This window comes from Gloeomargarita sp. (genome assembly GCF_053491055.1).
Map to the genome: position 1 here is coordinate 21,434 of NZ_JBRCEP010000017.1, position 12,191 is coordinate 33,624.

The 12,191-nt window shown below is 53.6% G+C and carries 10 protein-coding genes; 6 read left to right on the plus strand and 4 right to left on the minus strand.

Features of this window, described 5'->3' with window-relative positions; all coding sequences use genetic code 11:
- Positions 1 to 23 precede the first annotated feature (23 nt).
- Complete coding sequence (locus ACWISF_RS01575; protein WP_448379842.1) at positions 24 to 731, plus strand: DNA-3-methyladenine glycosylase family protein; 708 nt, start codon at positions 24 to 26, stop codon at positions 729 to 731.
- On the opposite strand, the gene ACWISF_RS01580 is transcribed toward ACWISF_RS01575, so the two are convergent.
- The gene (locus ACWISF_RS01580) at positions 638 to 1,474 is read right to left on the minus strand and encodes a carbohydrate ABC transporter permease (protein ID WP_448379843.1); all 837 of its coding nucleotides are present in this window, start codon (positions 1,472 to 1,474) and stop codon (positions 638 to 640) included. The two genes, ACWISF_RS01575 and ACWISF_RS01580, sit on opposite strands and share 94 nt — an antisense overlap.
- Positions 1,475 to 1,678: 204 nt before the next feature.
- On the opposite strand from ACWISF_RS01580, the gene ACWISF_RS01585 reads away from it, so the two are divergent.
- Positions 1,679 to 3,823, plus strand: a complete 2,145-nt coding sequence (locus tag ACWISF_RS01585) for an ATP-dependent helicase (protein WP_448379844.1) — start codon at positions 1,679 to 1,681, stop codon at positions 3,821 to 3,823.
- Between the two features lie 2 nt (positions 3,824 to 3,825).
- Here the strand turns inward: ACWISF_RS01585 and ACWISF_RS01590 are convergent, their stop codons facing one another.
- Entirely contained in the window at positions 3,826 to 4,830 is a 1,005-nt protein-coding gene (locus ACWISF_RS01590; RefSeq protein ID WP_448379845.1) for a phosphoribulokinase, read from the minus strand.
- 379 nt (positions 4,831 to 5,209) lie between these two features.
- On the opposite strand from ACWISF_RS01590, the gene ACWISF_RS01595 reads away from it, so the two are divergent.
- Positions 5,210 to 6,244 carry a 1,9-bis(guanidino)-5-aza-nonane synthase gene (locus ACWISF_RS01595; RefSeq protein WP_448379846.1) on the plus strand — a complete coding sequence of 345 codons (1,035 nt, stop codon included), beginning with the start codon at positions 5,210 to 5,212 and terminating at the stop codon, positions 6,242 to 6,244.
- A 63-nt stretch (positions 6,245 to 6,307) separates the two neighbouring features.
- Here ACWISF_RS01595 and ACWISF_RS01600 read toward each other — a convergent pair whose 3' ends face one another.
- Positions 6,308 to 7,453: a glycosyltransferase family 61 protein gene (locus tag ACWISF_RS01600; protein ID WP_448379847.1), complete on the minus strand. Its 1,146-nt coding sequence runs from the start codon at positions 7,451 to 7,453 to the stop codon at positions 6,308 to 6,310.
- A 379-nt stretch (positions 7,454 to 7,832) separates the two neighbouring features.
- On the opposite strand from ACWISF_RS01600, the gene tsaD reads away from it, so the two are divergent.
- The gene (gene tsaD, locus ACWISF_RS01605) at positions 7,833 to 8,888 is read left to right on the plus strand and encodes a tRNA (adenosine(37)-N6)-threonylcarbamoyltransferase complex transferase subunit TsaD (RefSeq protein WP_448379848.1); all 1,056 of its coding nucleotides are present in this window, start codon (positions 7,833 to 7,835) and stop codon (positions 8,886 to 8,888) included.
- Between the two features lie 7 nt (positions 8,889 to 8,895).
- Here the strand turns inward: tsaD and speA are convergent, their stop codons facing one another.
- The gene (gene speA / locus ACWISF_RS01610; RefSeq protein WP_448379849.1) at positions 8,896 to 10,860 is read right to left on the minus strand and encodes a biosynthetic arginine decarboxylase; all 1,965 of its coding nucleotides are present in this window, start codon (positions 10,858 to 10,860) and stop codon (positions 8,896 to 8,898) included.
- A gap of 85 nt (positions 10,861 to 10,945) precedes the next feature.
- Between speA and ACWISF_RS01615 the strand changes: the two genes are divergently transcribed.
- Positions 10,946 to 11,710 (plus strand): nuclear transport factor 2 family protein, encoded by a 765-nt coding sequence (locus tag ACWISF_RS01615; protein WP_448379850.1) that lies wholly within the window; start codon positions 10,946 to 10,948, stop codon positions 11,708 to 11,710.
- Positions 11,707 to 12,191 (plus strand): septum site-determining protein MinC (locus tag ACWISF_RS01620; RefSeq protein WP_448379851.1); only part of this gene is annotated, 485 nt, incomplete at its 3' end. The genes ACWISF_RS01615 and ACWISF_RS01620, both read left to right, overlap by 4 nt.

The window sequence follows — 12,191 nt, forward strand, 5'->3', positions numbered from 1 at the left end:
GACGAAACCCGCACCCTCAGGGCATGAACATCACCCCAGCGACCCTTGAACAGGGAATTCAGCACCTCACCCAATGCGACCCCATCTTGGCCCAGGTCTATGCCCAAGTGCAGACTCCCCCTTTGTGGTTACGGCCAGCCGGGCTACCTACCTTGGTGCAGATTATTTTGGAGCAACAGGTTTCGCTCCCATCGGCTCAGGCCACCTTTGCGCGTTTGCAGCATATTTGCCAGCCCTTATCCCCGCAAAACCTATTAGCTTTAACCCCTGAACAATGGCGTGCCTGTGGTGTCAGTCGGCAAAAAAGCAACTATTTACGGCATCTTGCGCTTGCCTTAATCGAGAAGCGCTTGGATTTAGCAGCGCTCACTCACTATGACGATGCCACAGTACATCAACAATTGACGCAAATTCCCGGTATTGGCCCTTGGACCGCCAACCTTTATTTACTGATGGCGTTGGGGCGACCCGATGTCTGGCCAACCGGTGATTTGGCACTCCTTACCACCCTGAAAAAACTCTATTGTTTACCAGATAAAGTGACCCCAAAAGACCTCGATCCCATTATTACCCCCTGGCGACCGTGGCGAGCCATTGCTGCCCGTTTGCTCTGGCAGTATTACTTACAAGTGTTGCGTCAATCCACCTGCCGCAGTCGCCAAACCAGCAACCCCAATATCACCGTAAATAAGACCACCGCCGCCGCCGCCGCATACCCCAAATCGAATTGATTAAAAGCCTGGTCATAAATGTAATAAACCAGAATGTTGGTACTGTTCAAAGGTCCCCCGCCCGTCATCACATAAACCGGTTCAAAACTGCGTAGTGTAAACAGCGTGGTAGTAATGGTCACCAAAACCAAAGTTGGTCGCAAATTGGGCAACGTCACATACCAAAACTGTTGCCACGCTGTCGCCCCATCCAGTACCGCTGCTTCGTATTGGCTAGGGGGAATCGTTTGTAAACCCGCCAAAAAAACGACTAGATTAAAGCCAATTTGGTGCCAGACACTCACCAAGATCAACACCAACATCGCCGGGCCAGGTTCACTCAGCCAAGGGATACGAAGACCCAGTAATTCATTCAATGGCCCCTCCGTTTGAAAGAGCCAACGAAATGCCAAGCCCGCCGCCACCAAAGAAATCACTGAAGGCAAAAAATACAGCAATCGCCATAGCTCCCGCCCCCACATCACTTGCTGCAAAAGCACAGCGAAAATTAAGGGAATTACCACTGCGGGAATCACAGTTCCCACGGTAAAAATAACTGTATTCATCACCACTTGCCAAAAATCAGCATCACTAAATAAGGCCAGATAATTGGCCCAACCCACCCAATGGGCACCAGCACGGGTCAGGGTTCCCTGCGTAAAACTTAAACCCAATAAATACATCATCGGCCAAAACGAAAACACCCCCAACACACTGAGGGCAGGCAATAAAAGTAAACCAGCGAGCCAAGGAGAGAGATACATCGTTCGCGAAATTCAGCTATGGGAAAATGATGGAAGGTCGTTCATTTTGACAGAGAGCCATTAGATGATCAAGAATTTTTGCGGCAAAAAATCAACCAAAAAGCCTGCAGAATCCCTGTTCCCTGTAGCCATCAGGCCACGCCAAAACTTTTGGTGAAGCCATAATGTTAAAATACCATGCAACTGTTCCGCCTTCACAGCCCTATGGATGCCCAAACGTCCCTCTTGATGGGTCTCAATGCTGCCCAACGCCAGGCCGTCCAGCACTTTTGCGGCCCGTTGCTGGTGGTCGCAGGGGCAGGCTCCGGCAAAACCCGGGCCTTGACCTACCGCATTGCCTATTTGTTAGAGCATTATCGGGTTGACCCTGAACATATTTTAGCTGTGACGTTCACCAACAAAGCCGCTAAAGAAATCAAAACCCGTGTTGAAGATTTGCTTGCCCAACAATTGGCCAGACAGGCGGGCGATGACTTTGCCCAATTGTCCGCAAGTGAACAGCACCAATTGCGCTCAGAAGTTTACCAAAAAGTGACCCGTTATATTTGGATGGGTACCTTTCACAGCCTCTGTGGCCGTCTCCTGCGTTATGACATCGAAAAATATCGAGATGAACAGGGGCGACAATGGACTAGGAACTTCACCATTTTAGATGAGTCGGAATCCCAAACCCTAATCAAAAACATTATCCAGAACGAGATGAACTTAGATGAAAAACGTTTTGATCCCCGACAAGTCCGCCACACAATTAGCCGCATCAAAAACCAAGGCAAATCCCCCAGCCAGTACGAACGGGAAGAACCCAATTATCGGGGACGAGTGATTGCGGAAATCTATAGCCGCTACCAGCAGGAATTAGCCAAAAATAACAGTCTTGATTTTGATGATTTACTGCTGGTGTCTGTGCGTTTATTTCAGCAGAATGAACAGATTTTAGGCTATTGGCACCAGAAATTTCGGCATATTGCTGTGGATGAATACCAAGATACCAATCACACCCAATACGAATTAATTCGTTTGTTGGTGACCAACGGCGAACACCCCCAGAATATGTCCTGGGAAAACCGCTCGATTTTTGTAGTCGGTGATGCGGATCAATCCATTTATCGGTTCCGGGGTGCTGATTTTACGATCTTGATGAATTTTCAGAATGACTTTGGGGATCGTTTACCCGATGATGACACCCGCACCATGGTAAAACTGGAGCAAAACTATCGCTCAGTTGCCAACATTTTAGAAGCCGCCAACCATCTCATTCGCCATAACAAAGAACGGCTTGATAAAGTGCTACGTCCTACCCGAGGACAGGGCGAAAAAATTACCCTTTTTGCGGCTACCGATGAGCGGGATGAAGCGGATTATGTGTTGCGGAAATTACGCCACCTCCGCCAAAAGTATCCCCATTACTCTTGGCAAAGTTTTGCTATTCTCTACCGCACCAATGCTCAATCCCGCGCCCTGGAAGATGTGCTGGTGCAGGGCAACATTCCTTACCAGGTCGTCGGTGGGTTGCGGTTTTATGACCGCAAAGAAATCAAAGATATCTTGGCTTATTTGCGTTTGCTGGTAAATCCCACAGACAATCTCAGTTTGTTGCGGGTGATCAATACGCCCAAGCGGGGAATTGGCAAGGCCACACTTGACCAAATTGTGCAGATAGCCGAAGCGCAGAATTGTTCCCTGTGGCAGGTGATAACGGACCCGACGGCGCTCACGCGATGTAAAAAAACGGTAAAGGCAATCCAGGAATTTGTGGGTCTGATTGAGCATTGGCAACAACAATTGGCCCACCAAACGGCCCCGGAAATTATTCAGGGAATTGTGAGCCAATCGGGTTACCAACGGGAGTTGGAATTAGAGGGTACAGATGAGGCGACTGAGCGGTTACAAAATCTCCAAGAATTAGTGAATGCGGCAATTCAATACGGGGAAGAATATGCCGATACATCGCTGATGGGCTTTTTAGCCAATGCGTCTCTAGCCTCGGATTTAGACCAGTTGGAAACGGGCGAAGATAGGGTGACGCTCATGACCCTCCACGCCTCCAAGGGGTTGGAATTTCCGGTGGTGTTTTTGGTGGGCTTGGAGCAGGGGTTGTTTCCCAATTTCCGTGCCCTGAATGACCCGGTGGCCTTGGAAGAGGAACGCCGCTTGTGTTATGTGGGGATTACCCGCGCCAAGGAACGGTTGTTTCTTACCTACGCCAGCAGCCGTCGCCTCTACGGCCACCAACGCGAACCGGCGATGGCCTCGATGTTTTTGGACGAGTTACCCCACCATGTGATCCAGACCGACCGCCCCCAAAGCTGGCGTCTGTCGGCCAAAACCACTCCCAAGCAGCGGCGGTAGCGCTAAACGGTGGTGGCTACAGGTTTTTCCTTGGCTGTGAGGTACTGGTACATGGCGCGCATCTTCAGCCCTACCAGCACTTGGAACAGGCCCGTGCCATTGTTGGAACCGGGATATTCCGGGTGTTTGCGCAACAACTCGGTTATTTCGCCGTAGTACTGGGTGGAGGTGTTGCTTAGGTGTTGTTCGATGTAAATCACTTCTTCCAAGCGGTCAAATTGCCCATCCACTTCCAGCACCGAAACTTCATGACCGTAGTATTCATCCGGGCCATAAAACAGACGAATACCGGGGTACGAACAGGTCAATTTCCGGCCACAGGGAATCCAAGTAATGGTCGAACCTTCATCAAACAAATAAACCGGACTAAAGCCGGGGCGACCCTGTTTTTGGATCAGCCGCACCCGCAGGACTTTGCGCTCTTTATCGTTGGGGATCAATTGGGTGGGCAGAATTTGAATCACCACATCGGCGTACTGTTTTTGCGGGTCAATATAGGCCATGAAATCCGGGCGACGGGCTTCAATCGAACGAATCACATCCTCGTAGGTATGCCCGCGCTCGGCCATATCCCGCTGGATTTTCCAGGCCACTTTGACCGCATCGTCCAGGTCTAAATAGACCCCAAAATCTACCAATTGCCGCACCCGTTCATCGTAGAAGGGATGCAAACCCTCAATGACCACAATCCGGCTGGGCACGACCGTTTCCGGGGGGTCAATCGTCCCGGTTTCATGGTTGTAGATAGGTTTTTCGATGGGTTGACCGGCTTTTAAGGCTTTAATTTGTTCGTACATCAGATCAAAGTTATTGGCCTTGGGATTGAGGGCCGTTACCCCTGCGGCTTTTCGCTGTTTCCGGTCAAGACTGTGATAGTCGTCTAAGCAAATGACGGTTAGCCAATCAGGGCCAAACAAATCGGTAAGACGGCGTAAAAAGGTGGACTTGCCGCACCCGGAGTCCCCCGCTACGCCAATGACCACCACTGGTTCGGAATTACTGGACATAATTGTAGTAAGGATTACTGTTGGCTTGATTGTAACAGAAGGGGCAACGGGTCACAACACCCGCGGCACGGGCAGGGATCAAGTCGGAACGGGGGCTGCGGCTTCCCTTGCGTTGGCGAACGAATTTGCTATAGTTTTAATGATGTCCATTCGCGTGCCAATTTTGACGTTGATGCCTCACTCGTGGCAGTTAGCCGGTCTTTGGTATCTGGAGACCAAGCTGGAAAAGCGGCGGGAGTCGGACCCTGGCCTGTTCTGGCATGACCGTTGTGAGGCGCCTAGTCCCTGCTAACCCTTCCCCTGAAGGGTCACAGATTCACCGTGTGTTTTCGGTGCAATTTAGCGTTGTGTTTTGCCTTGGGGACTAGGAGGTAGAGGGATGGATCGTCAAGCATTGTTGCAAAAGCCGGTTGCCGCGATTGACATTACGCAATTTGATGTGGTCGGTCTGGTGGAATCGATGGCGCAAATGGCGTTTCAAGCCCGCAATTTGGGGCGAGCGGCGCAGATTTACGACCAGATGATTCAGGACCCAGAATGCAATATCATCTTGTGCCTGGCGGGTTCCCTGTTTAGCGCCGGGTTGAAAAAGGTGGTGGTTGACCTGGTCACCCACAATATGGTGGATGTGATTGTGTCCACGGGCGCCAATATTGTGGACCAGGATTTTTTTGAGGCGTTGGGCTTTCGCCATTATGTGGGTGACCCGTTGGCGGACGATGAGGTGTTGCGGCAACACCAAATTGACCGGATTTATGACACCTATATTGATGAGCGGGAGCTGCGGGTCTGTGACCATGTGATTGCCCAGATTGCCGATTCTTTGCCGCCGCGTCCCTATTCGTCGCGGGAGTTTATCCAGCACATGGGGGCGTATTTGGAGCGTTACGGCAAGGATGCGCAATCGGTGGTGCTGGCGGCGTACCGGCATCAGGTGCCGATTTTTGTCCCGGCGTTTAGCGACTGTTCGGCGGGGTTTGGGTTGGTCTATCATCAGTGGTACGCGCCGGAGCGTCACGTCACCATTGACTCGGTGCGGGATTTTCGCGAGTTGACCCAGTGCAAACTGGCAAGTCCCTACACGGGGTTGGTGATGATAGGCGGCGGGGTGCCGAAAAACTTTGCCCAGGATACGGTGGTGGCGGCGGAATTGTTGGGCTTTGAGGCCACCATGCACCGCTATGCGATTCAGATCACGGTGGCGGATGAGCGGGATGGGGCGTTGTCCGGTTCCACCCTGCGGGAAGCCCATTCCTGGGGCAAGGTGGACAAGACCACCGAACAGATGGTGTTTGCGGAGGCGACCCTAGCGTTCCCCCTGTTGGCGGGCTATGTGTACGGCAAGGGGAATTGGCGCACCCGGCAACCCCGGAAACTCGCCCAGTTGTTCCAACGGCAATTGGCGGTGGTTTAACTGCTGTCGGTAGGCGGGGGAGCATCACTTGCGGGTGCCCCCCTCGGCCCAGGCCTTATTCACCTAGTTGTTCAGCCATGCCACCGCCTGGGCCAACTCCGACATATCCACCCAAATATGATGCTTGCGCACATCGGCGCCGGAGAGAATATCCGGCTGGTTTTTCCCCACCAAATACCCATAGGCTAAACCGATTTGCCGGGCAATCACCCCATAGCATGCGGGTAAGTATTGGGGTGAAAAAAACTCAATCACCTTAGCCCCCGGTTGACACCAGATTAAATTCGCTAAGCCAGCGCCGTGCGGGGCAATGACCTGTTCTGCCTGCTGGAATAAACCCACCTGGTCGGCAAAACTTAAATCCTCTAGCCATACGGGTTGGTAGCCCAAGGGCATTAAATAATCCAAAACTTCTGCTTCATTCAATACCCGGCGAAAACTTGCTCGCGAACGACTGATATAGAGTTTAGGGCGGGGTATCTCTGGACGTTTGGCTAGGGGTAAATAGGTCGAACGTAAAAACTCGAAAACCCACCGGGGCTTAAAATAGGACATTCCCGGCAGACCTGTTAAGGATGTGGCGGTCACAGATGGGGCACGAATATGACTGTAGGCACCCGCCCAAAAGATATGTTTTCCTCTTAAACCGGCCAGGCTTAAAAGTGGTTTGAGTTTCCGCAATTCCGGGAGCAATTTATTCGTATAAATCAGGTCAATTTCTGACCAGAAACGAGAGTGTTTTAATAGATAAATTCGGGGGAGGACATCCACCAGAAAATGATAATAATTAGAGCCACCTTTGACCCCAGCAATCACGCCAATTCGGCGATGAATGCTCCGGGCAGGCAGGAATTTCAACGTACATACGGAGCGCTCTTGCGGTTGCCGCCCCTGCTCACACCAGCCGTCATAAATCAACTTGCCATCTGGGGCAATGACATCCCCGTAAGGACCGGCTACTCGTGCCTGGGGAATTTGGTAACAAAAAGCCGCCGGGACCTGAAATTCCTGCTGTTGAAATACAGGCGGCATCGCACCGGTGACTGTCCAAGGGGGCGTTATGGTTTCCTGATGGGCAGGAATGAGCACCTCATACCCCAACCCTGCCGGGTCATGCTGGCTGGCATATTCGTAGTATTGCTGTGCGGATTCCCAGTAGTCATGTGCGGGAATTTGACCCCATAAATCAAGTACAGTTTGGATGCTCATTCGTCGTAGAGGACGCCATAAATTCTGGTGAATTTGCCGTGTTATTTGTTGCATAGACATACCTAAAAATTATCGCTCAATACCTAAGTGCTCATGCAGAACCGAGTTATCGCATCGCTCAAGATACCTTTGATCCCCTACAAACAACATACCATATAGATACTTTGATTCATTCATAGGCATTGCCAATACTCCAAATTATTGATCGTTGCCCGGTCGAGAATAGGGCGTTTCAACCTGCAATGAAAGTGCTAGGGGGATCGTCTTCCGGTTTCTCAAGGACTTGTATCGGGTTAGAGACCTGGCCGTGTGGTTACGTACTGAAATGTTCTATGATGAGTGATGACGAAAAGCCCCATGTCCAGGTTTTTGGCATCCCATGCTGCGGGTGTTAGCGATTGAAACCAGTTGTGACGAAACCGCCGTGGCCATTGTGCAAGACCGCCAGGTTTTGGCTGAGGCGGTGGCGTCCCAAATTGCCCAACATCGGGACTACGGGGGTGTGGTGCCGGAACTGGCCTCCCGTCGCCATCTGGAAGTGATAAATGATTTGATCCAGCAGGTACAGACCGCGACCGGCTTGACCCCCAAGGATATGGATGGCATTGCCGTCACCTGTGCACCGGGGTTGGTGGGGGCATTGCACATTGGCTTGACCGCGGCCAAAACCCTGGCGTTGCTGTATCAGCGGCCTTTGGTGGGGATTCATCACCTGGAAGGCCACATTTGCGCTGCCTATCTTGCCGAGCCGCAGCTACAGCCCCCCTTTTTGTGCCTGTTGGTTTCGGGCGGACACACCAGCTTGGTGGCGGTGCAAGAGGGTCAGACCTACGTTCCCTTGGGGCAGACCCGCGATGATGCGGTGGGGGAAGCCTTTGATAAGGTGGCACGCCTGTTGGGGTTGGGCTATCCCGGCGGGCCGGCCATTGACCGTCTGGCGCCCAAGGGCAATCCCCACGCCTTCTCCCTCCCAGATGGCAAAATTTCCCTACCCGGCGGCGGCTACCACCCCTACGACATGAGCTTTAGCGGTCTCAAAACCGCGGTGCGCCGTCTGGTAGAACAGCTCCCCCCACCCTTGCCCGTCGCCGACATAGCAGCCAGCTTTCAGTACACTGTCGTACAGGCTTTGACCCGCCGGGCCATTTGTTGCGCCCTAGAACAGGGGTTGACAACCCTCGTTGTGGCCGGGGGCGTAGCCGCCAACCGCGAACTGCGGCAGACCCTCACCACCGCTGCCAACGCCCAGGGCATCCGGGTCATCATCCCCCCCATGAAATACTGCACCGATAACGCGGCCATGATCGGCTGTGCGGGTGTCATGCGCCTAAAGCAAGGCCACCATTCCAGCTTGAGCCTGACGGCCCAATCGCGGCTGAAGCTCACCGACATTCATACCTTGTACGAAAAACCGGAAGTATGTGCGGCGGCTTAGGGTGTCGCTAGGCATCAATCGGGTCATTCAAGTAGGTGTAACGGTTCAAACTGTGTTCGTAGTGGGACAGCAGGCGCTGCGCTTCATCCAGCGTAATGCGGTTGGCCTGCAAAGCGGCTTCACTTTGGCGGCGCAGGTGTTCGAGTAAATCCTCCGCCTGGTACTGCACATAGCCCAATACTTCCCGCAGGGTATCCCCCCGCACCACGTGCTCAATCTGATACCCCGACGGCGACAGGCGAATATGCACCACGTTGGTATCCCCAAACAAATTGTGCAAATTGCCCATGATCTCCTGGTAGGCGCCCCCCAAAAACAGTCCCAAATAGTAGGGTTGTCCGGGGTGATAAGGGTGCAATTCCAGCAGAGACTTCACGTCCCGCAGGTCAATAAAACGGTCAATTTTGCCATCGCTATCGCAGGTCAAATCCGCCAATGTGCCCCGACAACTCGGCTTTTCATTCAGGCGATGGATGGGCATGATGGGAAAAAGTTGGTCAATAGCCCAGGTATCCGGCGCCGATTGGAAGACCGAAAGATTGACGTAGTAAATTGAGGCCATGATTTTGGGCAATTCTTCCAAGTCATCGGGAACGTAATCCTGTTGTTGGGTAATGTCCAAAATTTTCTGGCAGCAGGCCCAGTACAACCGTTCTGCATCTGCCCGCTCCCGCAGCGTTAAATAACCCAAATTAAATAAACTAATGGCCTCGTCCTTAAATTGGGTGGCGTCGTGGTAGGCTTCTTGATAGTTTTCTAAGCGGATGGTGGTGTAGGTTTCGTACAAATTCCGCAACACGGGGTGCGCGGTTTCCGCCGGGGGCGTGGGCACATCCCGCAAGACCTCACTCGTCCCCAAAACATTAAAAACCAACACGGATTGATGGGCGGTTAGGGCGCGGCCACTTTCGCTGATCAACGTCGGTACAGGCACATTCTTCTGCATACAGGCATCTTTAATTGCCGCCACCACATCGTTGGCGTAGTTTTGCATGGTGTAGTTGACCGAGGCATAGAAATTGGTTTTGGAACCGTCGTAATCCACACCCAAACCACCCCCCACATCCAGATAGCCCATCGGGGCGCCCAAAGCCACCAATTCCGTGTAAATTTGCCCCGCTTCTTTGAGGGCGTCCTTCAGCACACTAATCGCGGAAATTTGCGAACCAATGTGGAAATGCAGCAGGCGCAAACAATCGAGCAAACCCACGGCTTGCAGACGTTCTACCGTTTGCAAAATTTCCGGTACAGTCAGGCCAAATTTCGCCCGTTCTCCTGCGGAATTGCCCCAACGTCCCACCCCTTTGGTGCTGAGTTTGGCGCGCACCCCCAGCACCGGCCGAATGCCCAATTGTTGACTGGCCCGAATGACCAATTCCAGTTCCGCCAATTGTTCTAGGACAATGATGGTTTCATACCCCAACCGGCGGCTCAAAATGGCCGTTTCAATGTACTCCCGGTCTTTGTAGCCATTACAAATCAACAGCGGCGCCCCGTTGCCCTGTGCCGTCGGCAGGGTTGATAGGGCAATCAGTAATTCCGGTTTGGAACCCGCTTCTAAGCCAAAATGATAGGGTTGACCAAACTGCACGAGGGCCTCGACCAGATGCCGTTGCTGGTTACATTTCACCGGAAATACGCCCCGATACACCCCCTCGTAGTTGTAGCGGGCAATCGCTTTGGCAAAACAGGCATTCAGACGTTCAATCCGGTTTTGCAAAATATCGGGAAAACGAATCAACAAAGGCAACTGGATATTGCGTTTTTGCAGGGCTTGCACCAGTTCAAATAAATCCAAAGACCCCCCCCGTTCGCCCATCGGCGAAACGGTGACCCGACCGGCAGCATTGATGGAAAAATAGGGTTCGCCCCAGCCTTTGATCCGGTACAATTCTTCGCTGTCTTCAATCGTCCAGGTGTCCGCCGGCGTAGCCGCCGGAACCCTCATCCCTGCTTCGGTCGCAATGGTCATCTAAGGATGCCCCCCAATGCCGCCACCATCACAAATTGTACTGGTTCGCCGCTAAAATGGGGGCAAGGGGTGGGGATGAGAACCGATGGTGTACAGGTGGCAGCGGTGGGGGTGGGGTCTGCTGGTGTGGGGTTGGGCGATGGCGGCCCAGGCGTTGCCCCCGGAGTCGGCGCCCGAAGCGGTGAAAACCTTTGTCCGCCAGTTGGATGAGGCCCTCAACCAGCGCAATCCGGATTTGGTGCTGAATTTGTACAGCCATAATTTTGTGGATGGGGACGGCTGGGACCGGGCAGCCTTGGCCCAGTCTTTGACCCGGCTGTGGCAACGGTTTCCCAATTTGACCTACCGCACCGAGTTGACGGATTGGCAACCGCAGGGGCAGGGGTTTGTGGTGGAATTGCAGACCCGCATTCAGGGGACAGAGACGCAAAAGGGGCGGCAATTCCATCTCGCCAGTACCCTCAAAACCCGGCAAACCCTGGTGCAGGGGCAAATCCAACGCCAGGAGGTGCTCAGCGAACAAACGCAATTGACCTCAGGGACAGAACCGCCCCAGGTGACGGTGAATGCCCCGGAGGTGGTGGCGCCGGGACAAAAATTTGATTTTGATGTCATCATCCAGGAACCGCTCCAGGACGAGCAGGTGTTGGGAACGGCGATGAGTACGGCAGTCAACCCCAGTCAATGGCTGGAACCCTCCCGCTTTAGTTTGGAGGTGCTCTCTGCCGGCGGTCTGTTCAAAACGGGCCAAGCCCCCAATACCCCCGGCAGTCAGTGGTTATCGGCGATTTTGATCCGGCAGGGGGGGATCACGGTGGTCACCCGTCGCTTACGGGTGGCGGTGCCATGAATGACCCCCTGGTGCAACCGGGGACGCAGGGGTTGGAGGTGACGCTGCCCCCCGAATTGCCCTGGCCACACCTGCAAGAGGTACTGCAACAGTATTTCCAACTGACCCAGGTCTGGTGGTCAGCCGGCAGTCCGGTGCGCCTGCGGGCGGGCATGAGGGTACTGGAGACGGAACATTTGGCCTGGCTAGCGGAATTCCTGCAAAGGCAGGAATTGGTGCTGACAACGGTGCAGACGGCGGTGCGCACGACCGCGGTGACGGCGGCGATGGCCGGGTATTCGGTGGAGCAAAAGGCCCTACCGCCGCGGGGTGAACCTGAGACAGCGCCCGCTTTGTATGTCAACCATGCGGTGCGTTCAGGGGTGGAGGTGCGTCATCCGGGTACGGTGGTCGTAGTCGGGGATGTGAATCCGGGGGGGTGCGTGGTAGCAGACGGCGATATTGTGGTGTGGGGGCGGTTGCGGGGGGTGGCGCACGCGGG